This window comes from Spirillospora sp. NPDC048819 (assembly GCF_040650055.1).
Classification (GTDB): Bacteria; Actinomycetota; Actinomycetes; order Streptosporangiales; family Streptosporangiaceae; genus Spirillospora.
Genome location: NZ_JBEZGN010000007.1, coordinates 271,368 through 292,629 on the forward strand (window position 1 = coordinate 271,368; position 21,262 = coordinate 292,629).

Annotated in this window: 23 protein-coding genes, 1 pseudogene and 1 other annotated feature; of the genes and pseudogenes, 15 read left to right on the forward strand and 9 right to left on the reverse strand. The window is 68.7% G+C overall.

The genetic code is table 11. The features are described 5' to 3' along the window. Positions 1-15 precede the first annotated feature (15 nt). On the forward strand, positions 16-1,215 hold the full coding sequence (locus tag AB0C35_RS13450) for an FAD-dependent oxidoreductase (RefSeq protein ID WP_358454365.1): 1,200 nt from the start codon (positions 16-18) through the stop codon (positions 1,213-1,215). A 97-nt stretch (positions 1,216-1,312) separates the two neighbouring features. Here the strand turns inward: AB0C35_RS13450 and AB0C35_RS13455 are convergent, their stop codons facing one another. Continuing rightward, the gene (locus AB0C35_RS13455) at positions 1,313-2,086 is read right to left on the reverse strand and encodes an FCD domain-containing protein (protein ID WP_358454368.1); all 774 of its coding nucleotides are present in this window, start codon (positions 2,084-2,086) and stop codon (positions 1,313-1,315) included. Positions 2,087-2,193: 107 nt separating this feature from the next. Here AB0C35_RS13455 and AB0C35_RS13460 point away from each other — a divergent pair, with 107 nt between their 5' ends. From AB0C35_RS13460 to AB0C35_RS13480, 5 genes are all read left to right on the forward strand, one after another. After that, positions 2,194-2,715, forward strand: coding sequence for a flavin reductase family protein (locus AB0C35_RS13460; RefSeq protein WP_358454371.1), 522 nt, complete (start codon positions 2,194-2,196; stop codon positions 2,713-2,715). Between the two features lie 21 nt (positions 2,716-2,736). Next, entirely contained in the window at positions 2,737-3,906 is a 1,170-nt protein-coding gene (locus AB0C35_RS13465; protein WP_358454373.1) for an acyl-CoA dehydrogenase family protein, read from the forward strand. Positions 3,907-3,917: 11 nt separating this feature from the next. After that, positions 3,918-4,760, forward strand: coding sequence for a fumarylacetoacetate hydrolase family protein (locus tag AB0C35_RS13470; protein WP_358454375.1), 843 nt, complete (start codon positions 3,918-3,920; stop codon positions 4,758-4,760). A gap of 10 nt (positions 4,761-4,770) precedes the next feature. Further along, positions 4,771-5,688 carry a VOC family protein gene (locus AB0C35_RS13475; protein ID WP_358454378.1) on the forward strand — a complete coding sequence of 306 codons (918 nt, stop codon included), beginning with the start codon at positions 4,771-4,773 and terminating at the stop codon, positions 5,686-5,688. A 992-nt stretch (positions 5,689-6,680) separates the two neighbouring features. Continuing rightward, positions 6,681-6,878: a hypothetical protein gene (locus AB0C35_RS13480; RefSeq protein WP_358454381.1), complete on the forward strand. Its 198-nt coding sequence runs from the start codon at positions 6,681-6,683 to the stop codon at positions 6,876-6,878. Between the two features lie 155 nt (positions 6,879-7,033). On the opposite strand, the gene AB0C35_RS13485 is transcribed toward AB0C35_RS13480, so the two are convergent. After that, entirely contained in the window at positions 7,034-7,717 is a 684-nt protein-coding gene (locus AB0C35_RS13485) for a LysR family substrate-binding domain-containing protein (RefSeq protein WP_358454384.1), read from the reverse strand. A gap of 55 nt (positions 7,718-7,772) precedes the next feature. Between AB0C35_RS13485 and AB0C35_RS13490 the strand changes: the two genes are divergently transcribed. Then, on the forward strand, positions 7,773-8,156 hold the full coding sequence (locus tag AB0C35_RS13490) for a DUF5997 family protein (protein WP_358454387.1): 384 nt from the start codon (positions 7,773-7,775) through the stop codon (positions 8,154-8,156). 8 nt (positions 8,157-8,164) lie between these two features. Beyond that, positions 8,165-8,401, forward strand: a complete 237-nt coding sequence (locus tag AB0C35_RS13495; protein WP_358454390.1) for a hypothetical protein — start codon at positions 8,165-8,167, stop codon at positions 8,399-8,401. A gap of 72 nt (positions 8,402-8,473) precedes the next feature. On the opposite strand, the gene AB0C35_RS13500 is transcribed toward AB0C35_RS13495, so the two are convergent. Next, positions 8,474-9,049 carry a nuclear transport factor 2 family protein gene (locus AB0C35_RS13500; protein WP_358454393.1) on the reverse strand — a complete coding sequence of 192 codons (576 nt, stop codon included), beginning with the start codon at positions 9,047-9,049 and terminating at the stop codon, positions 8,474-8,476. A gap of 297 nt (positions 9,050-9,346) precedes the next feature. On the opposite strand from AB0C35_RS13500, the gene AB0C35_RS13505 reads away from it, so the two are divergent. Continuing rightward, the gene (locus AB0C35_RS13505) at positions 9,347-9,601 is read left to right on the forward strand and encodes a hypothetical protein (RefSeq protein WP_358454396.1); all 255 of its coding nucleotides are present in this window, start codon (positions 9,347-9,349) and stop codon (positions 9,599-9,601) included. Between the two features lie 113 nt (positions 9,602-9,714). Next, positions 9,715-10,428 (forward strand): site-specific integrase, encoded by a 714-nt coding sequence (locus tag AB0C35_RS13510; protein ID WP_358454398.1) that lies wholly within the window; start codon positions 9,715-9,717, stop codon positions 10,426-10,428. Between the two features lie 579 nt (positions 10,429-11,007). Here AB0C35_RS13510 and AB0C35_RS13515 read toward each other — a convergent pair. The 4 genes and pseudogenes from AB0C35_RS13515 to AB0C35_RS13530 form a co-directional block, all read right to left on the reverse strand. Then, entirely contained in the window at positions 11,008-11,205 is a 198-nt protein-coding gene (locus AB0C35_RS13515; RefSeq protein ID WP_358454399.1) for a hypothetical protein, read from the reverse strand. A 36-nt stretch (positions 11,206-11,241) separates the two neighbouring features. After that, positions 11,242-12,060 carry an IS3 family transposase gene (locus tag AB0C35_RS13520; RefSeq protein WP_358454400.1) on the reverse strand — a complete coding sequence of 273 codons (819 nt, stop codon included), beginning with the start codon at positions 12,058-12,060 and terminating at the stop codon, positions 11,242-11,244. Further along, positions 11,707-11,838: a sequence feature (AL1L pseudoknot), on the reverse strand. (Overlaps the previous gene by 132 nt.) Positions 12,061-12,157: 97 nt before the next feature. Continuing rightward, entirely contained in the window at positions 12,158-12,679 is a 522-nt protein-coding gene (locus tag AB0C35_RS13525; RefSeq protein WP_358454402.1) for a pyridoxamine 5'-phosphate oxidase family protein, read from the reverse strand. Between the two features lie 208 nt (positions 12,680-12,887). Continuing rightward, positions 12,888-13,118 (reverse strand): annotated as a pseudogene (locus tag AB0C35_RS13530) (IS110 family transposase); the annotation flags it as partial. A gap of 573 nt (positions 13,119-13,691) precedes the next feature. Between AB0C35_RS13530 and AB0C35_RS13535 the strand changes: the two are divergent. The 3 genes from AB0C35_RS13535 to AB0C35_RS13545 all read left to right on the forward strand — a co-directional run bounded on the left by AB0C35_RS13535 (position 13,692) and on the right by AB0C35_RS13545 (position 16,363). After that, complete coding sequence (locus AB0C35_RS13535; protein ID WP_358454405.1) at positions 13,692-14,096, forward strand: hypothetical protein; 405 nt, start codon at positions 13,692-13,694, stop codon at positions 14,094-14,096. Positions 14,097-14,243: 147 nt separating this feature from the next. Continuing rightward, positions 14,244-14,936: a response regulator transcription factor gene (locus AB0C35_RS13540; RefSeq protein WP_358454408.1), complete on the forward strand. Its 693-nt coding sequence runs from the start codon at positions 14,244-14,246 to the stop codon at positions 14,934-14,936. Then, positions 14,933-16,363, forward strand: a complete 1,431-nt coding sequence (locus AB0C35_RS13545; RefSeq protein ID WP_358454411.1) for a HAMP domain-containing sensor histidine kinase — start codon at positions 14,933-14,935, stop codon at positions 16,361-16,363. The genes AB0C35_RS13540 and AB0C35_RS13545 overlap by 4 nt, the downstream gene beginning before the upstream one ends. Positions 16,364-16,583: 220 nt before the next feature. Here AB0C35_RS13545 and AB0C35_RS13550 read toward each other — a convergent pair whose 3' ends face one another. Continuing rightward, a complete protein-coding gene (locus tag AB0C35_RS13550; RefSeq protein ID WP_358454414.1) occupies positions 16,584-18,734 on the reverse strand; it encodes an MMPL family transporter in 2,151 nt (716 codons plus the stop codon). 695 nt (positions 18,735-19,429) lie between these two features. Between AB0C35_RS13550 and AB0C35_RS13555 the strand changes: the two genes are divergently transcribed. Together AB0C35_RS13555 and AB0C35_RS13560 are read left to right on the forward strand one after the other, a co-directional pair. Continuing rightward, positions 19,430-19,843 carry a hypothetical protein gene (locus AB0C35_RS13555; RefSeq protein WP_358454417.1) on the forward strand — a complete coding sequence of 138 codons (414 nt, stop codon included), beginning with the start codon at positions 19,430-19,432 and terminating at the stop codon, positions 19,841-19,843. A 70-nt stretch (positions 19,844-19,913) separates the two neighbouring features. After that, a complete protein-coding gene (locus AB0C35_RS13560) occupies positions 19,914-20,537 on the forward strand; it encodes a tyrosine-type recombinase/integrase (RefSeq protein ID WP_358454420.1) in 624 nt (207 codons plus the stop codon). Positions 20,538-20,850: 313 nt separating this feature from the next. Here AB0C35_RS13560 and AB0C35_RS13565 read toward each other — a convergent pair whose 3' ends face one another. Continuing rightward, positions 20,851-20,973, reverse strand: a complete 123-nt coding sequence (locus tag AB0C35_RS13565) for a hypothetical protein (RefSeq protein ID WP_358454423.1) — start codon at positions 20,971-20,973, stop codon at positions 20,851-20,853. Positions 20,974-21,262 lie beyond the last annotated feature (289 nt).

Sequence of the window (21,262 nt, forward strand, 5' to 3'; positions counted from 1 at the left end):
AAAGGAAACGCGACGATGACCTCCGTACGTGAACCGGTCGACGTGGTGGTCGCCGGGGGCGGCATCGGTGGGCTCTCCACCGCCTACGCCCTGGCCCGCTCCGGGCGTTCGGTGTCCGTCCTCGAACGGTCACCAGAGTTCACCGAGGTCGGCGCCGGCCTGCAGATGGCGCCGAACGCCACCCGGATCCTGAAGGAGTGGGGCCTGCTCGACGAGGTCCTCCAAGCCGGTGTCGTCCCGCGCCGCCTGATGTTCAAGGACGCCCTCGACGGCAGCGAACTCACCCGCCTCGAACTCGATGACGCGTTCGTTCAGCGATATGGCGCGCCCTATGTCGTGATCCACCGCAGTGACCTGCTCACCATCCTGGTGCGTGCCTGTGAGAGGGCAGGTGTCGAGCTGGTGCCGGACACCGACGTCAAGGACGTCGTGACAGACACTGATGCGGCGATCGTTCAGAGCGCGCGTGGCGAGTACCGAGGGCGAATCGCCGTCGCTGCGGACGGGCTCCACTCGGCCCTGCGCACCAGGCTCAGCGACGACGAGCCCATCTGCTCCGGCTACGTCGCATACCGGGGCACGGTCCCCGTCGCGGACCTCGGCGGGGAGATCGGCGAGGAGGCCCTTCACGAGGTCGTCGTTTACCTGGGGCCTGGGTGCCATCTGGTGCAGTACCCGCTGCGACGTGGCGAGATCTTCAACACCGTTGCGGTCTTCAAATCCCCCGCCTACGAACGCGGCGAGCAGGATTGGGGCGGACCGGACGAACTCGACACCGTCTTCGCCGGCGCCTGCCCGCAGGTGCGGACCGGTCTCGGCTCGCTCTGGCGCGACCGCCACTGGCCGATGTACGACCGGCTGCCGATCCCCAGTTGGATCGATGGCCGCCTCATCCTGACCGGTGACGCCGCCCATCCCATGCTGCAGTACCTCGCGCAAGGCGCCTGCCAGGCGATCGAGGATGCGCACTGCCTCGCCGACGAACTGCGCCGCGAAGCCGACTTGACGGACGCACTGAAGCGGTACGAGGCCGAACGCACCGCCCGTACGGCCCGCGTGCAGACCACCGCCCGCTTCTGGGGCGACATCTGGCACGTGGACGGCGTCGCCAGGATCATGCGCAACGAGTTGTTCCGCGAACGCGATCAGCACAGCTACAAGTACATGGACTGGCTCTATGGGGAAGCGAGGCCGCGAGGTCGTCCGGCGACGTGAGGGAATACTGCTCGCCGATCGAGTCGTGCACTTCGGCCAGGAGTATCAGGCGCAGGCCGTTCGCCCGCTCATGACAGAGCTCGGCACGATCGAACTCCTACACGGCGCCGTCCCGGGACAGGCTGGTGTTGTGCTCGTGAATGAGGCGGGACGCCTCGGCCTCATCGCGGCGTTCCAGCGCCTCGATCAGGTCGGCGTGCAACCGGTATCGCTGCCGGATGTAGTCCGGTAGCGGCTGCTCGCCGCCCGGGAGGACCGACAGGGTGTGGCTCTCGATGATGTCGAGCAGCGTGGAGTAGATCGAGCGCAGCATCCGATTGGGGCTGATCGCCGCGATCTGGGCGTGGAGCTGCCAGTTGGCGTGGACGAAACCGATGGCGTCGCCCGTCTCGGCGGCTCCGGCCATGGGCACGAGTTGCTGCCTCAGGCCGGCCACGTCGGCGGGGGACGCGTGCCAGAGCGCGTCCTGGATGAGCAGCGGGTCGAGGGCGTCGCGGATGCGGACGGCGTCGGCGACCGAGGCATGGTCGGAGTCGAGCGCGAGGACCGAGTTGCCGAGCCGCACCATCGGCGACTGCTCGGCCGCGAACAGGCCGCCGCCGGGACCGGGGCGAACGGTGACGAGCTCCCTGGCCTGCACTAGCCGGAGCGCCTCGTTGAAGGTGCCGACCGACACCCCGCACTTGACTCTCAGCTCCTCCTTGGTGCCCAGCCGGGTACCGGGGACGGCGCGCTCGACCAGCTCGGCGATCACTTCGGCGGCGGTGTCGGCCCGGGAGCGACCCGCTTCGGCCCGCTGGGGCGGGTGCGCACGCCGCCAGTCGGCACGCCGCAGCGCGGGGATCTCGTTCTGCTCGTCGGCGGACGCCACATGCCCTCCTCGGGGACGAATTCACCATAAAGATTATCGCGGTCTCTTGACGATGACGCATCCGGACCGTGATTATCTCCATAATCATCATGGACATTGGAGTGGAGATGGTGACTGACCAGGCTTTCCGTGATCTCATGGCCGGCGTCTGCGCACCGGTCACGATCGTCACCGCGGCCGAGGGCGGCCGACCCCACGGCACGACGGTCAGCGCGTTCGCCTCGCTGTCGCTGCGACCCCCCATGGTGACCGTCGCCCTCGACCACGGATCGGCACTGCTTGAGCGCATCCGGAGGACCGGTCGGTTCGGGGTCAATGTCCTCGGCCACGGTCAGGACGACGACGCGCTGGTGTTCGCCAAGCGAGATGTCGATCGCTTCGCCGCGGTCGAGTGGGGGTTCGACCACGAGCTTCCCCGGCTCGTCCGCTCGCCCGGCTGGCTCGCCTGCGACCTCGCCCGGGAACTCCAAGGCGGTGACCACATCCTGCTGCTCGGCATCGTCATCGCGGCCGAAACCCGTACCGCGGCGCCCCTCGTCTATGGGCACCGCGCCTTCGGTACGCACTCGGGTTTCGCCGATCGCCCCCGCCGCCCCATCACCGACGTCATCACCGCGTGCTCCCACTGATCACTGTCCGAGGAGGAACACATGACCGCCCCTGAGGAGATCATCGCCCGAGCCGAGGCGCTCCAGCCGCTGATCCGCGAGCACGCCGCGAAGACCGAGGCGGACCGCCGCGTCACGACCGAATGCATGGAAGCGATCGGCCAGGCCGGCCTGTTCGAGGTCTCGGTGCCCAAGCGGTACGGCGGCGACGAGGCGACACTTCGCACGATGCTGGACGTCTCGGCGACGATCGCCGAGGCCGACGGATCCACCGGCTGGGTCGTGGCGCTGACCAACGTGTGCAACTGGCTCGCGTCGCTTTTCCCGCAGCGCGCCCAGGAGGAGGTGTTCGGCTCCGGCGGCGCCCGCGTCACCGGCGTTCTGACGCCGACCGCGACGACCCGAAAGGTCGAGGGCGGCTGGGAGGTCACGGGCCGCTGGTACTACAACTCCGGCTCTTGGTGGTCGACCTGGGCCGTGCTCGGCGTTCCGCTCACCGACGAGACCGGAGAGGTCGTCGACCAGGGACTGGTGCTCATTCCCGCGTCGGATCTGACCATCGAGGACGTGTGGCACGTCGCGGGTATGCGCGGCACCGCCAGCAACTGCCTGGTGGGGGAGAACCTGTTCGTGCCGGAGTACCGGGTGCTGTCGGTTCCGGCGGCGATCGAGGGCCAGTACCCGACCGAGCATGCCGAAGAGGCCCTGTATCGGTCGGCGTTCGTCCCGGTGCTCACCCTCGTGCTGGCGGGACCCCAGCTCGGGATGGGACGGGCGGCGCTGAAGCTCGTCATCGACAAGGCCGCCAGGAAGCCGATCTCCTACACCTTCTTCGAGACCCAGACAGAGTCGACCGCCTTCCAATTGCAGATCGCCGACGCCGCCACCAAGATCGACATCGCGACGCTACTCGTGCGCAGGGCCGCCGCCGACATCGACGGCGCCGCCTCCCAGGGCGAACACCTCGATTACACCGCGCGCGCCCGGGTGCGCGCCGACGCCGGAGCCGCCGTCCACCACATCGTGGACGCCCTCACCACGCTGATGAACGCACACGGTGCTGGCGGCTTCGCCGACGTCTCCCCGCTCCAGCGGATCTGGCGGGACGTCAATGTGGCCGCCCGGCACGCCGTGATCTCACCGGCCATTGGTGCCGAGGTTTACGGCAAGGCCCTCCTTGGCGTCGACGACAAGATCACCCCGCTCGTCTGAAGGATCCCTCCATGCGTACAGCCAACCTGTCCGGCCGTCTCGTCCTACTGGTGGACGGTCTTGCCGTCGACGTGGAGCGAGCCGGCGATGGCCGCTTCACCGCCGATCCGCAGGCGGTCTACCAGCGGTGGGGGGAGTTCCGTTCCTGGGCCGCATCCGCGCGTCTGCCCGAGGGCGTGGCCTTCGACCCCAGCGATCTCGGCTCGCCGGCACCCGCGCCCCGCCAGCTGCTGGCGGTCGGACTGAACTACCGCGACCACGCGGCCGAATCCGGCTTCACCCTCCCCGAGGGGCTTCCGCCGGTCTTCACCAAATTCGCCACCAGCATCACCGGACCGGTCACCGAGGTGACCCTTCCCCCCGGCGGCAGCACCGACTGGGAGGTGGAACTCGTCGCCGTCATCGGCCAGCAATGCCGCAATGTCGCCCAAGTCGGCGTGTGGGGCCGGATCGCCGGTGTCACCATCGGCCAGGACCTCTCCGAACGGATCACCCAGATGTCGGGCCCCGCCCCCCAGTTCAGCCTCGGCAAGTCGCTGCCCGGCTTCACCCCGATGGGGCCGTGCCTGGTCACGCCGGAGGAGTTCGCCGACATCGACGACCTGGAGTTGCGCGCCACCATCGATGGCGAGGAGGTCCAGAAAGGCCGGACCCGCGACCTGATCTTCTCCGTCCCGGCCCTGGTCTCTCGCCTGTCGGCACTGCTGCCCCTGCTCCCCGGCGATGTGCTGTTCACCGGCACCCCGGCCGGCGTGGGCTGGGGGCGTGAACCCCAGCGGTTCCTGCACCCGGGCGAGGAACTGGTTTCGACCATCGACGGCATCGGCGAACTGCGCCAAAGGTTCATCGCCTGAGGAGGACCCCGTGGCACTGCACCGTCTCAGCTCCATCACCCTCGCAGTCCCGAATCTGACAGACACTCGCGCCTATTACCGGGAGTTCGGGCTCACCGAGGACGACGGCTGGTTCTCCGGCACCCAGGGCGGCCGTCAGCTCCACCTGGTTCCCGCCGATTTCCGCCGTCTCGTTGAAGTGCGAATCGGCGTGGACGAGCCAGACGACCTCGGCCGCGCACGAGCGTCGCTGGACGCCCTCGGCATTGAGACCACCGTCGAGGAAAAGGCCCTCACCGCCGTCGATCCGGCCACCGGGGTCCGCGCCGTGCTCCAGATCGAGCCGCGTCTGATTCAACCGGTCCACCCGGCCACCCCCTACAACGGCCCCGGCAGGAACGAGCGGGTCGCCATCCGCGCACCCGGGATCCTGCGTGAGGGTCCAGTACGCCCCCGCAAACTCGGCCACGTGGTGCTGGGCAGCACCGACCTCGCAGCGACCGTCGCCTTCTTCCGGGACGGCCTCGGGCTCAGGCCGAGCGACTACGTCAAGGACGCGGCGGCGTTCCTGCGCTGCTCCACCGACCACCACAACATTCTGGTCATGAAGTCACCGATCGTCTTCCCCCACCACACTTCCTGGCAGGTCGAGGACATCGACGAAATCGGACGCGGAGCCCAGCGGATGCTGAAGGACCGTCCCGAACGGCACATATGGGGCCTGGGCAGGCACCATGCCGGATCGAACTTCTTCTGGTACCTGCGCGACCCGTCGGGCATGTTCAGCGAGTACTACTCCGACATGGACCACATCCCCGATGACCAGCCCTGGACCCCAGAAACCATCGAAGGCGCCCGCGGCCTCTTCAACTGGGGCCCACCGCCCCCACCGTCCTTCCTGCAGCCCGAGGATCTCGCGGCGCACATGACCGGCGCACACGGCGGCTGACCCCCGACCTGCCCATACCCGACGAACCCGCACAGCCCGCCACAATGACGGAACTCGCCGTCGTCAGCGACGTCGTCCGGATATGTGCATCGCCGGGCGCAGGCGGCAAGCGGCCGGGCGGCTGTCGACCGACGACAACGCCACGAGATGCTGCGGGCCGGGTGGCGGGTGCCCGGCACCAAGCGGCGCCGACGACCCACGGCGCTCAAGCGGCCCGCCACATCGCGTGCTGGTGGCCGGTCCGCCGCAGAAGGGCTAACAGAACATCAGACCGCGTCCGGCGCCGAGAAGGCCGGACGTCGTATCGCCGTTGCCGGGTGCCGGTCGGATGGTGATGCCCGTGGGGGCTGGCGAGGCGTGTCCAGAGCCTGCTGTTTGTGGCCTCAGGTCGACCCCGGGCGGGCCCCAGGCATGACCCCCGGTGCGCCCGGAGGGGGTGTCTGCCCTGGTGACGGGTGGTGGGTCGCGTGGCCTCGCTTGCTGACCCACACGGATGAGTTCTCGGCCGGTGCAAGCCGGCCACCTGGTCACGGACCATGCATGCCGATCGACCTGCGCGGATGTAGTCCTCCGCAAGCGTGGCCTTCACCGTAGATGGTGGATGCCCTGTGGCCGGCGCGGGCATCGGCCGGGCCCGTGAGCGTCGCTGACCGGTGCTCGGCTGGTCAGCGGCGCTCGGCGTGCCACCAGAGGCCGGTCGGTGTGGAAGAAATTGATCTCGTCGGCGGGTCGTGCAGGTGGAACCGGGTAGCCGGCGCGCGGGTTCCGAGCCCGTCGGCGGCCGCACGCTGCTGCCAGTCGGGGGATTCGAGCGTGTTGTGCACGGTCGGGTCGTCGAGAGACTTTCGGTGCTGGGCAGAGCGTCGTCAAGAACACAGAAGCCGCGCGAGACGTTGGTGATGTGACACACCCGGCCCGACTTGCTTAACTATGGAGGATCTTGTCGTTACTGTCGTACCCCAGGGTCGGCGAAGCGGTCACCGGAGGTAGCGATGAGGTCCGGACGGTGGATGCTCATCGCCTGGCTGATCATAGGAGCGCTCGCCGCGGGACAGCGCCACTACTACACCCAATTCGACGGCAGCTGCGCCAGAATCGCCACGATCGGAATCACCTTGGCCTCCGGTCCGCTCAACTACATCGGTCTCAACCCCACCGCCAACTGCAAGGTTCCCCAGCCGAGCACATGACATGTCGGGCTCTACGACCGCGTCATCGTCAGGCCTTCCGACACCTTGAGCTTCCCCCGTTGCGCGGACACCCGATCTGAGTTGACCTTGATCAACTTGGAGGATGCCCGTCCGCCTGTGGGATGGCGGGGTGTTGTCGGTGAGCGCGACTCTCGTCACCTCCGCCGGCGCTTCTGGCGGCGTTGCTTGGAGGCGGGGCGCTGTGGCGGTGGCTTTTTGCGGGTGGGCTGTTGCCGGAAATTGCGGCCACGGGAGCTGTTGGGGGTGCGGCCGCGGACGATGCCGATCAGTTCCTCCATGAGGTCGGTCGTCACGGCCTCGAGCCAGGCCAGGCCGATCTGTGACTGAGGAGCGTCGGTCACGGTTCGGTAGGTGAGGTCTTTGCGGTGGTGGAGGCGGGCCAGAGACTGCGGGAGCAGCAGGACGCCGGCTCCCGACGCCACCAACTCGATCGCGGTGGCGGTGCTCTCAGGACGGGTGAAGGCAGGTTGCCCGGGGCGGTCGTCCCAGGTCAAGACCTCGTCGAGTGGCTCGAACACGTCCTCGTCGGCGAGATCGGCGAGCTCCACCTCCTCCGCCGCGGCCACCGCGTGATCCTTGGGCACCACGACCACGGTCGTCTCCAGGTACAGCGGGATCACATGGAGGGCCTCGCGGTCGACGGGCAGGCGTACGAACGCCGCGTCCACGCCACCGTTCCGCAGCAGGGGGACGACCTCGGCCGCCGGCATCTGCAGCAGGCGAAGCGGCACCTCGCGGACCCGCTCGGCCCACACCCGGGCCCACTTCCCGGGCGTCACGCCCGGCACATAGGCCAGCCGGAACTCACCATCGGTCACTCCGCCACCCTAGTCACGTCCAGGCCGTTCCCTTCCGCTGGCTACCCTTGAGGTCATGGGCACGTCCAAAGCAAAGACCCCGCAGACCATGAAGTCCGCGACCGCGGCCAAGAAGCTGGGGATCCTGCTGTCGGCAGCACCCGCCGAGTTCCAGGAAGGTCCTGTCTCCCGGGACGAATTGAACGCGCTCCAAGCCGACCCGCCCTCATGGCTGGCGAACCTGCGCCGTGAGGGGCCCCACCCCCGCCAGGTCCTCGCCGCCAAGCTCCGCGTCTCCATCTCAGGTCTGGCCCGCGGCGGCATCACGGGCCCCCTCACCACGGCCGAGATCGAGAACCTGAAGGCCGAAAGGCCTGACTGGCTGGAACGCGAGCAAGCCGTCCAAGCCGAAGTCCGCAAGGAGGAACTCCGCCTCAAGCAGCAGCGCGCCAAGGCCTGACTCACGGGATGCCACCCCGGCTGCGCGCACCGCTGCTCGCGATGGAGGCCGCGTGGGTCAAGGCGCTCTGCATTCTCAGCAAGCGCAGCGCCCGAGGCCGCGTACACCTCATACAGGCGGTCGCGCTCGGGCGTATGGCCGTGCCGACGCCGCAGCCGTTCCGCGACCACCTCATCGACTACACCGTCGCCCTGATCCTGACCACCACCGATCTGGCCATGCCCCTTCACCGCCGACTCCACTGACGGCCACTACTTCGTCCACGGCACGCGGGCGACGGGCGACGGCACGCATCAAGCCTGACTCTTTGATACAGGTCAGGTTCCCGGCTGCGGGGGCGAGGGCGCCCAGCGGTCCGCCAGCAGCCTGAAGCTGGGCACATCGTCGAGCGATATCGAGTATTCGTAGGTCCGTTCATAGCCGATGCCACTGATGCGCCACCCGCCGTCCGCACAGCGCCGATACGTCTCCTCGTAGAAGGCGGATCCGCGGATCAGCACCCGGAACGCCTTGGCGATGACGGTGTCCTCCAGGCACCAGGTGCCCTCGGCCTTATCGCCGTCGACCCGGATCTCGGGTTGGCCCGCGAAGTGCACCGTGGTGATGTCGGGACCGAGATTGTCGCGCATGTAGTCGACGATGGCATCGCGGCCTTCCAGGCGCAGCGGCTCGCCGACCGCGCGGGTCCCGTAGGCGCCCAGGGCGTCCTCGGTGAGGGTGCCGGCGAACCCGTCCCAGTCCTTCAGGTCCAGGCAGCGCAGGTAGCGGTACTTCACCTGACGGATCTCTTCCAGGGCATTCAGATCCATGCGACGTAGCTTGCTCGACACCGCCGCCATTGACAAGAACGCGTTCTGATTCCCAAGGCGCCCCTCCCGCTCGGCGTTCGGCACGTCGGCCAGTGGAGCCCACCGGGTGCCGTGCAGGATCTGAAGTCAGCGCTCTGCTTCGCTGAGGCGCCGCCTTTCCGGCTTCGGTGTGTTTGGTGTTTGTAGTGGGCATGGCGGCGGCGTTTCGTCACGCGCACGATGAGTGCATAGGAAGAGCAAGGAGCGTCGGTTGGGTGTATTGGCGGTGGGTACCGGCGGTGCGGATGTGAGGATCCGCGGACCGGTCGAGCGGTCGGCCGCGTACTGCCCCCGCCTCAAGGCCGAGCGGGGCCATGGCAGCTGGTATCTGCGGCTGGCGCGGTGGCTCCGGGACCATCCGGGGCGGCGTCCACGGTGGCCGGATACGCCAACCATGTCCACCCCTACCTGCACCCGCATCTGGGCGGGCTGCTGCTGGGCGAACTGACCGTGGAGCATGTGCGGGAGATGTTCGCCGCGATTGTGCACGACCATCAGGCCGAGGGGCGGCAGATCCGGCAGGCGACGCTGAACCGGATCCGCTCGACACTGCGCACCGCCTGTGGCCGCCGCGCTGCGGGAGGGGCTGATCGCTGAGAACCCGGCGGCGCTGCTGGTGATGCTGGCGGCGCGGCAGCCACAGGCGGTGGTGTGGGCGTCCTCCCGGTCAAACAGCGAGAGCGGACTGGGGAGCGTCCTTCGGTGGCGGTGTGGACGGCCAGCAGACCGCCGCGTCCCTGCACGCCATCCGCGGTCACCGGCTCTACGCGGCCTGCCACTTGATCGCGTTGCGGGGGCTGCGGCGCGGTGAGGCGGCCGGGCTGCGCTGGGTGGACGTGGACCTGGAGCACGGCACCGCGACCATCTGCCAGCAGCTGCAGCGGCGGAACGGCCGCCTGACGGCTTGTCCACCCAAGACCGCGCACAGCGCCCGCGTCATTGCGCTGGACCGCACCACGATCGCCGCGCTACGGGCGCACCGGGACCGGCAGCGCGCCGAGGCCGCCGCGTACGGGGACCGGTACCGCGATAGCGGTTATGTGTTCACCATTCTCAACGGTGATCCCGTGTCCCCCGGGCGGCTCACCCACGTGTTCCAGAAGATGCTGGCCGAGTACCGGCTGCCGCCCGTGCGGCTGTATGACCTGCGGCACGGCGCTGCCACGCTGGCGCTGGCGGCCGGGGTGGAGTTGAAGGTGGTGCAGGAGATGCTCGGGCATTCCAGCATCGTGCTGACCATCGACACCTACACCTCCGTGCTACCTGAAGTCGCGCACACCGCCGCCGAACAGACCGCCACGCACGTGCTGCGCGCCGGGTGGCGGGTGCCCGGCATCAAACGACGCCGACGACCATCGAGCCCCAGAGGGCGAGCTGCCGCCGCCCGTGCCGGCGACCGGTCCACCGCAGCGCTGGCTGCGTGATCGAGAGCGTTCGCTCCGCGTGCTGTGTCGTCTACCTCGGAAGGGCTAACTGGATATCAGACCGTGTCCGGCGCCGGGGAAGGGCCGGATGCCGGATCGCTGTTGCCCGGCCGTCGGTCGGATCGGGAGGCCCGTAGGAGTTGGCGAGGCGTGGACGGGGTTACCGTTTGTGGCCTCAGGTGAGCCCCAGGCATGATCCCCAGCGCACCCGGTGGAGGGTGTTTTCCCTGGTCGGGATGGGTGGGTCGCGTGGGACTCGAACCCACAGCCTACGGATTAAGAGTCCGAAATTTTCGTATCAGCGTGGTGCTCCGGGTGCCATTCTGCGCCAACCTGTCCGCATCAAGCCCCATTTTCATGTCGGCCAATGCCGCCGCGTACCGATCCGTTTCGGAACCGCCGAGCCGACAACGAGCCGACATGGTGTCAGGGGTGTTCGCCTGCGACTTGGGGGAGGGGCTCGCGGTGACCGGTTCAGTTTGTGCTCGGGCCCAGCGCCTGCGCTTGGTAAGTGCGGCGCTGGGTGCCGTCCCGGGGGTGTGCTGGTCGGGTAGGTGGCTTCAAGGGGATGCAGTCACATCAGCGGCGCTGCCTCGCCTTCTTCCATGGTCCGCGCGGTTTGATCAGCTCGGTCTTGTACAGCCCGATCGCCGACTCCATCAACGCGTTGTCGAGCGCGTCGCCGACGGTGCCGATGGAGGCGTCGATCCCGGCGTCGACCAGGTGCGTGGTGAACCGGAAAGACGTGTATTGCGACCCGGCATCGGAGTGATGCACCAGGCCGGGACCGACCGGTCGTCCGGCTCGGTCGCGTCACCACAGCGCCATGTCGAGGGCATCCAGCACCAGGCGGGTCCGCTTGCTTGTCGAGGCGGTCCAGCCGACGACGGCGCGGGAGAAGATGTCGACCACGAACGCGACGTAGACGACGCCGGCCCAGGTGCTCACGTGGGTGAAGTCGGCCACCCAGCGGCGATTCGGGCTGGTCGCGGTGGGGTCGCGGCGCAGCAGATCGGTGGCCCGCTCATACCCGTCGTCGCGGACGGTGGTGCGGACCCTGCGGCTGCGGCGGGCACCATGCAGGCCGGGCTCACGCATCAACCGCTCGACCGTGCAACGCGCCACGTCGTGTCCCTCGCGCTGAAGCTGCCGCCAGATCTTGCGAGCGCCATAGACCCGGTAGTTCGCCTCGAAGATGCGGGTGATCTCGGTCTTGAGCCACTCGTCACGCACGGCCCGGGCCGAGGCAGGACGTGATCTGGCGGCGTAGTAGGTGGACGGTGCGATCTTGGTGCCGTGCTCGGACAGCACCCGGCAAATCGGCTCGACCCCGAACACCTTGCGGAACGCGTCGATGAACGCGATCAGTACTTGTGTGGCCGGTCGAGCTCGGCCGCGAAGAAACCCGCCGCTGCTTTCAGGATCTCGTTCGCCCCGGCGCAGCTCGGCGTTCTCCCGCTTGAGCCGCTTGAGCTCCACGGACTCCTCGGTCGTTGCCGGACACCGGTGTCGACCTCGGCCTGGCGCACCCAGCTGGCGCACCGTCTCAGCGTGCTTGACACCCGGCTTGGTCGCTACCGCCTTCATCGCCGACCGCTCACTGGGATAGTCCGGACGCACCTCGGCGACCATCCGGACCGCCCGCCTGCGCAGCTCAGGCGGATAGGGGACTGACGTGCCATGACTCGATCCTCTCAGGGAATCGAGCCTCCACCCGACCCGGGGCGTTTCACTTCGGACGCGCCCCTGAGAAGCGCCAGCGGGTTGCACTGAATCCCTTCTCCTTGCCGAATGCGAAGACCACCGTCGGTTTGACCGCGAAGATGTACCGGGGATTGGCCAGCTCGGTGTCGTCGGGGGTGTAGAACTCGCCGTCCTGGACGAATGGGTGCCACCACGGATATTTGGTCGGGAACAGGTCCGCGACGCGTTGCAGCCGGTCGGCGTCCCGGACGATGTGCGCGGTTCCTTCGACTACCAGGTCGATGTCGTTGGCCGGGACGGTGATGGCGCAGCTGTCGTTGTGTTCGAGGTCGCGGGCCTTGCGCGCCTCTCGGTGTGTGTTGAAGCAAACGGCGCCCTCCAGCCAGATGGCCAGCACCGGCACGACGTGCACGCGCCCATTAGGGCCGGACGTCGCCACCAGATAGTCATCGCCTTCGGCTATCCGTGCCCGGGCGTCCGCCCAGGTGAGGGACGTCAGAGGACTGCCGCTGGGGCTGGACAACGGTTCGGCGACCGGCTCCGTCATAACCGCTCCTTAGATTTTCGGAACACCCGGACACGGTAACGCTTTGCGGTGATGAGAGCGCCGAACCGATTGAGCGAGTCGGCATCCGCAGAGCCGTCTCGGGCGAATGGTGAGCGAGCAGCCGCTCACGCACCTCATGGAGGACTCCCAATGACGTTGTCAACTGAGCGAGGGAGCTCAGGCCGCCTTTGAGTACGGGCGGGGTGGCCTGGAAAGTACGGTTGTCGCGCAGGAGAGCCCACAGGACGTTGACACGGCGTCTGGCCAAGGCGAGGACGGCCTGGGTGTGTCGTTTCCCCTCGCGCCTTTTCCGGTCGTAGAAGGCACGCGATTCCGGATGTCGCTGGATGCTGATCAGCGCGGAGGTGCAGAAGACACGCTGGAGTCCGCGGTGGTAGCGCTGCGGCCGGTGCAGGTTGCCGTGGATGCGTCCGGAGTCGCAGGCGGCTACCCCTGGCCGAGGAGGACGTCGTCCGGCTCTCGCCGGTCGGCCGCAAGGACATCGACGTGATCGGCACCTACACCTTCACCGCGCCCGATCTCGGCCCGGCCGGTGTCCGCGAGCTCCGTGACCCCGACGCCGACGACCAGGACGACTGCCCCGCGCGGTCGGCGGGTGGGACGATCGGCGCTCTCCGGCTACTCCGCGCGCAGCAATGGCTGGGTGCTGCAACGGAACGCGTTCCCGAACGACCTGGTGATCGCGAAGTCGACGTTGCGCTTGCCGAAAACTACGTCTGCGCAGGTGGAAGGCGTAGAGGGGTGCTCAGGTGTTGCGCTTGATCAGCTGCGAATCAAGCGGCGGTAAGGCGGTCGCCGCGGGATGATGGGCGGCTGTGTTCTTGCGACTGGCCTACTTGACCGTGGCGAACGCGTTCGCGGTGCTGCGTCTGCTTCCGATGACCGACCGGGAGAAGGACGCCGAGATCTTGGTGCTGCGGCATCATGTGTCCTGGGCGCCACCGCTCACCCGACCGCGTCGTGGGTGACCCAGGCGCTCCGGAACCTGGTCATGGACTTGGAGGACGTCGGCCGCCGGGCACGGTTCCTGATCCGCGACCGCGACGGCAAGTTCCCTGAGCTGTTCGACGCTGTCCTGGCCGATGCCGGTATTCGGACGGTGCTGACTGGGGTGCGGATGCCGAGGATGAACGCGGTGATGGAGCGGAGGGTGCAGACCTGCCGCCGTGAGCTCCTGGACCGCATGTTGATCTGGAACCAGCGGCATCTGCTCCACGCCCCTCCGCGAGTTCGAGACCTTCTCCAACGCACACCGCCCGCACCAAGGCATCGCCAACGCACGCCCGTTGAAGCCACTACCTCCACCGATCACCGAACCAGACAGATCGCCCACCTGAACATCCGAAGACGGCAACGGCTGGGCGGAATCCTCAACGAGTACGAACATGCCGCTTGACCTGCTTGGACGTGGTTTTCGGCAAGGGCAAGGTTCCATTTCTTAGGTATCGGTAAGAGCGCGGCCCCAGCGACGCGCTAATCCTGCTCTCAGGTTGATCGGGGACAATGAGCGGCAAAAGCATCGACTGGAAGGGGGCGGGCCGGCGTGCGGATCATGATCGCGGATGATGAGAGGGCCATCCGTGAGTCGCTGGAGCGGGTGCTCCAGGTCGAGGGTTACGACACCAGCACCGTCGCCAACGGTCTCGCCGTGCTCGACGGCGTCGGGGAGGCCGGCGGTGACACGCTGGATCTGCTGATCCTCGACGTGATGATGCCCCGCCTCGGCGGGTTGGAGACCTGCAGGCGGTTGCGGGCCGAGGGTCGGGATCTGCCGGTGCTGATGCTGACCGCCCGTGACCAGGTCTCCGACCGGGTCGCGGGGCTGGACGCGGGTGCCGACGACTACCTGCCCAAGCCGTTCGCCACCGAGGAGTTGCTGGCCCGGGTGCGGGCCCTGCTGCGCCGGCGCACGCCGCCCGACGGGGAGTCGCAGGTCCTGTCGTTCGCCGACGTCCGGCTCGATCCCGACAGGTTCGAGGCGTGGCGGGGCGGGCGGCCGCTGCGCCTGACCCGGACCGAGTTCTCCCTCCTGCAGGTCCTCGTGCGCAACGCGACCCGGGTCTTGACCCGCGACGCGCTGTTCGAGGCGGTCTGGGGCTTCGACATGTGCGCCACCGCCAACAACCTCCAGGTATACGTGAGCTACCTGCGCCGCAAGATGGAGGCCGAGGGTGAGCCGCGATTGATCTACACGCTGCGCGGCCTGGGATACACGTTGCGGGAGACTCCTCCGTGAGCAGGCCCGCCGGCCGGGAACCGCGCCGGCTGACCCGATGGTGGCGTCGGCGGTCCCTGCGGGCCAGGCTGACGGTGATCGCGGCGACGGCCATCGCGGTCAGCGTGTTCGTGGCCTTCCAAGTGGGCATCGAGCTACTGAACTGGGAGCTGCAGGACACCGCCGAGGATCAGCTACGCGCCGACTCCCGCGTCCTGGCGACGAACGCGGAGCGCGCCGGTCTGGCGCAGGTCCAGTTACCGCCGTATCCCGGATCCGGTCGGCTGGTGCGGGTCATCCTGCCCGACGGCTCGACCCGGACGCCGGCCGGCCAACCCGCGCTGCCCCCGGTCAGCGAGCACGCCGGGCGCGTGGCGCAGGGCGCGTCGGCCGATCTGATGGAGTCGGACGACAGCGACGGCTACTTCATCTACACGCTGCGGGCGGGCGACGGCGCGGTCCAGGTGGCCCGCGTCGCCGACGACGACAGCCCGATCACCCGGTTCGGGTTGGGCATGCTGCTGATCGGGCTGCTCTGCGTGGTCGGCGGCGCCGTTGTCGGGCGGGCCGTGGCGCGGACCGGGCTGGCACCGATCGACCGGCTGACCGCCGCCGCGGTACGTGTCGCGCACACCCGGGATCTCGACGCCGACATCCCGGATGAGGGCGGTGGGGAGATCCGGCGGCTGATTCAGTCGATCAACGACATGCTCGCCGCGCTCCGGGACTCCCGGCGGGCGCAGCGGCTGCTCGCCGAGGACGCCGCCCACGAGCTCAAGACCCCGCTCACCAGCCTGCGCCTCAACGTCGAGCTGCTGATCCGGCTCGATCGGCGCGGCACCCTGGACAGCGCACTGCCGGCGGGGAGCCGGACCCGGCTGCTCAATGATCTCGGCGCCCAGGTGGCCGAGTTGAGCACCCTTGCCGCCGAGCTGACCGACCTGGCGCGCGGTGATGTCAGCGACGAGAGCACCGAGCTGCTCGACCTGGCCGACGTGGTGGTGGCCGCCGCGACCCGGGCGCGTTCCCGCGTGCCAGACATCGAGGTGGCACTCGACGTGACCTCCGTGTGGGTGAGCGGGCGTCCCGCTGCGCTCCAGCGGGCGGTGCTCAACCTCATCGACAACGCCGGCAAGTGGTCCCCCGCGGACCAGCCGGTCCAGGTCCGGCTCCGTGCCGAGGGCGCGTCGGCGGTGCTCGAGGTCGATGACGCCGGGCCGGGCATCGACGCCGCCGACGTACCGCGGGTGTTCGACCGGTTCTACCGTGCCGACAGCGCCCGGGCGTTGCCGGGATCCGGTCTGGGGCTGTCGATCGTGCAGCGGGTCGTCGACGCCCACGGCGGCCGGGCCACCGTCGCCCGCTCCGCACGCGGTGGCGCGCTGCTTCGGGTCGACCTTCCGGCCGCGGCCCCGCCCGCCCCGATCGCACGGCTCACCGCCGGGTAGGACACCGCGGTGCGCTGACCCGCCCCGGGGGCGCGGCGCAGGACGAGGGACGGCGGCCCTCGGGCATGGCCCCGCGCGGCTCACCGTCGGGGCAGGATACGGTGCGCTGACCCCAGCCCCGGCGCGTGGCGCAGGACCGAAGGGCGGCGGCCGTCGGGCCCATGACAAGATCCGGGACGGGTATGGGTCCCCGTCCCGGATCTCGTCCGTGCCGCCGCGCTCACCGTTGCAGCGTGGGCTCCTCGTCGTGGGCGAGCGACTGTTGACCGTCCGGCAGCTCCGCCGCTGGATGGGACAGCCGGCTCGGCCACCAGATCCGCCGGCCGATCAGCAGGGTGAGGGCGGGCACCAGGACCGACCGCACCAGCAGGGCGTCGAGCAGCACGCCGAAGGCGACCAGGAACCCGACCTCGATCAGCATCACCAGCGGAAGTGTGGTGAGGACCGCGAACGTGGCCGCCAGGACCAGGCCTGCCGAGGTGATGACGCCACCGGTGGCGGAGAGGGCTTTGAGCATGCCCTTTCTGGTGCCGAGACGCACGGTCTCCTCCCGGGCCCGGCTGGTCAGGAAGATGTTGTAGTCGACGCCGAGCGCCACCAGGAACAGGAATGCCAGCAGCGGCACCGAATAGTCGATGCCCTTGAACCCGAGGATCGTGTCGAAGACGAACACGCTGCCGCCGAAGGCTGCGGCGAATGAGACGATCACGGTGGCCATCAGGACCAGCGGGGCCACGATCGCGCGCAGCAGTAGCCCGAGGGTGATCAGGACGACGGCGAGCACCAGCGGGATTACCAGCTTCTCGTCGCGGCTGGTGGTCACCTCGGTGTCGAGGTTCTCCGCACTCGGCCCGCCGACGATCGCCTCCGCCCCGCTCACCGCGTGCACGGCGGTGCGCACCCGCTTGATCGTGTCGTACTCTGCGGCGGTTTCCGGCGCGTCCGTCGGGAACGCGGAGATGTTGGCCCAGCCACCGCTGGTCTCCTCCGGGATGGCCAGTGCTACACCGCGAGTGTCCTTGACGATGTCGAGCACCCGCTCCTGGTGCGCCGGCCGCGTGAAGATCGTCATTGGCTGGCCGCCGAGCTCTGGGAAGTGCTGGCGGAGAACGGTGAAGCCGGTGACCGACTCCGGCGCGGACAGGAACTGGTCCTGCTCCCGCAGGGCGCCGGTGTTGCCCGCCAGCCCGATGGCGAGCATGCCGAGGATTCCGAACGAGCCGAGCGTCGCAACCCACCGGCGGCGGTTGATGGCGGTGCCGAGCCGTCCCCACAGCCCCGGCTTCTCCTCCACGGCCGTGCTGAACCGCGGGATGGCCGGCCAGAAGATCCGCCTGCCGAGCACCACGAGCACCGCCGGGAACAGCGTTAGCATGGCCACCAGCGCGCACAGGATGCCGGCCGCACCGATCGGGCCCAACCCGCTGGTGCTGTTCAGGTCCGCGACGAGCAGGCAGAGCAGGCCGGCGACCACGGTGGCCGCGGACGCGACGAGGGCCGGCGCCGCGCTGCGTAGCGCGTGGACCATCGCGACCCGGACGTTCTCGTGGTGGTGCAGTGTCTCCCGGTACCGGGAGATGAGCAACAGCGCGTAGTCCGTGCCGACGCCGAATACCAGGATCGTCAGCAGCGCCGAGTTCTGGCTGTTGACCACGATGCCGAAGCCCTTGACGAGCAGGTAGACGGTCCCCATCGAGGTCAGTGCTGCCGCGCCAACGGCCACCAGCGGGATGATCCACAACACCGGGCTGCGGTAGGTGAGGATGAGCAGGAGCGTGACGACGACGACGGTGGTGAGGAGGACCTGCAGGTCGATGCCGTCGAAGACGGCGTCCATGTCGCCGTCGATTGCGGCCGGGCCGGTCACGTCGAGTTCCAGGCCGGCGGGGCGGTCCTTCGCGGCGTCACGCAACGGGCCGACGACGGCCTCTGGTTCGCCGTAGGTCGTGCTCACCGGGAGGGTGAACATCATCGCCTCGCCGTCGGTGGAGGGTCTCGTCGGTGGGCCCTCGTCCTCGCCGCTGGCCGGGGCCGCCTCCTTCGGCGGGTACCGCTTGGCAAGGGTGTTGTAGTGGCGCTCGACCGTCGCGCGGTCGGCGTCGGTCATGCCGCCGGCCCGGTGGTACACGAAGACGAACGTGTTCTCCTCACCCCCGGGGAGACTGTCCTCCAGCACCGCCACCTTGGTGGACTCGGCACTGGCCGGCAGGGTGTCCGCGGCGCTGTCGGTGGTGACCGAGCTCAACTTTCCGCTCAGCGGCACCATGAACGCCGCCAGCACCATCCACAGGCCGATCACCAACCACGGCACCCACCGACCGGCCAACCGACCGGCCGGCGCTTCCCCGGACGGCGCTGCGTTGACTGCCATCACTGGCCTCCTACATACGGATTACATCGCTGATCTGATGCCTGCTTCCTACCGAGCGAACCTGAGACGACCGTTAATACGGCGCTCAGGCCGGTTGGCCGAACCAGGTGCCCAGCGCACGCACCAGCGTGGTGGCGTCGAGGTCCTGCCCCGGGCGAATGCGTTCTCAGATCTTGAGATGAGCCGGTAGGCCAGCGGGGGGCACGGCGGGTCGGGTGGCCTGGTTGAGAACGACGAACGCGATCCCCGATGATCTTGGAGGTCCAAGCCAGTCGATCAAGACAGGGACCGCGTTCGCGTGCCAACTTTCCCGATCGACGCCCTGGTCCGCCACTGCGAGGGCGTCCATCTGCCATGGTCTGCCACCGACCTGCTCGGTCTGCCCGCTTTGGTTGAGGTCCTCGACGGCATTCCCGGTCCGCGGCACCGGCGAGGCCGCCGCCACCGGCTCGGCCCCCTGCTGGCGTTATGCCTGCCCACCGTGCTGAGCGGAGATTGAGGTGCCCCGGCTTCTGTGATGGGAGGCAAGCTAGGAGGAGCTCGTGTCGCCATGGCCTGAGGCTGTGCTGTCGTGCTCGGTAGGCCAATCCGTCGCCGTCCGTGATGGTTGATGCATCCGCTGCAGACCCACCCTGCCCTTATGAGAAGAGCGAGAAGTGCCGGTGGTGTGGGGACCGGCCGGGAGTCCGGTCACGGTGGCCCAGTGGCTGCAGCGTTGGCTGGACGACCACCAGGGCGCGCCGTCCACGGTGACCGGTTACGCCGATCATGTGCGGCGGTATCTGACCCCGTTGCTGGGGCATCTGCTGCTGGCGGAGGTGGCGGTAGCGCATGTGGAGGAGAACCCGGCGTCGCTGGTGGCGTTGCCGCCGACCCGGCGACCTCGGGCGGTGGTGTGGACCGCCGCCCGTGTCCAGCACTGGCGCAAGACCGGGGAGCGGCCCGCCGTGGCCGTATGGACCGCTGCTCAGACGGCCCAGTTCCTGGACGCGATCGCCGCGCATCGCCTGTACGCGGCCTACTATCTGATCGCGTTGCGCGGGCTGCGCCGCGGTGAGGCAGCCGGGCTGCGTGGTGTGATGTCGACCTGGACGAGGGAACCGCGGTGATCTGCCGGCAGTTGCAGCCGAGGACGGGCGGCTGACGGTATGCCCGCCCAAGACCGCGCACAGCACTCGCGTGATCGCGCTGGACCACACCACGATCGCGGCGCTGCGCGCGCACCGTTCAACGCAGCAGGCCGAAGCGGCCGCTTATGGCGAGGGGTACCGCGACAGCGGGTATGTGTTCACCAACCTCAACGGTGAGCCGGTCGCCCCGGGCTGGCTCACCCACGTGTTCCAGCAGTTGATCGCCGAGCACGATGTGCCGCCGATCCGGCTGCATGACCTTCGCCATGGTGCCGCGACGCTGGCGCTGGCGGCCGGGGTGGAGTTGAAGGTGGTGCAGGAGCTGCTCGGGCATTCCAGCATCGTCCTGACCGCCGACACCTACACCTCCGTGCTACCCGAGGTTGCGCACCGCGCAGCCGAGCAGACCGCCGCGCACCTGCTGCGCGCCGCGGGCGTGGTGCCCGGCACCACCCGACGCCGCGGCCGTGCCCTGGCCCGGCGTCGCCGTCCTACGGGGGTCACACCCGGACCGGTCGGGTGCGGCGCCGGGCGACCGGCCGGCGTCCCGCATCGGCAGGGCCCCGCCGACGGGCTCGGCCGCCTGGACGCCTCCGCGCGGATGCTGCGGTATCGGCTGCGTGATCGAGAGCCTGCGCTCCTCGCCCTACCTGACGACCTGCGAAAGGACTAACCGCACACCGATGACGCGCCACCTCGAGTAGGTCGGTGCGGGAATACGCCCTTGCCTTCACCAATCGCATGGGATAGATGCGGGCGTTGGCTCGGCTCGTGCGCCGTCTCGGCCCCAGGGTGGCCTCAACCCGGCCCCAGGCATGATCCCCAGCGCACCCGGTGAAGGGTGTTTTCCCTGGTCAGGGGTGGTGGGTCGCGTGGGACTCGAACCCACAGCCTACGGATTAAAAGGACCTGCACGGACGGAGTTTCGAGCAAAGTGCAGGGTCGGCAGTGCCGGTCCACGCCCAGGCGCACCGCCTCCTTTCCTTTTACAGGTTCAGCCCGCCGCCGCACACGAGGGTCTGCGCACTGATGTAGTCGGACTCCGGCATGCATAGCAGGTGGACGGCGTAGGCGGCGTTGGCCGACCCGATACGGCGCAGAGGGATCATCTGAGGGCATCGCCAACGCCCGCCCGTTGACGCCACTGCCTCCACCGGTCACCGAACCAGGCAGATCGCCCAGCTGGACGTCCGAAGAACGCAACGTCTGGGCGGAATTCTCGACGAGTTCAACATGCTGCTTGACCTGCACGACGAGGTTTTCGGCAGGGACAGGAACGTAACGACCTCCTCCAGGGAGGTGCGCGAGAACGGCTGGTCGATCACCGGGCAGGTGAAGCTGGAAGACAAGCCCGAGTTCGACTTCGCCGATGAACAAGAGAGGAACAAGCGCGGCACC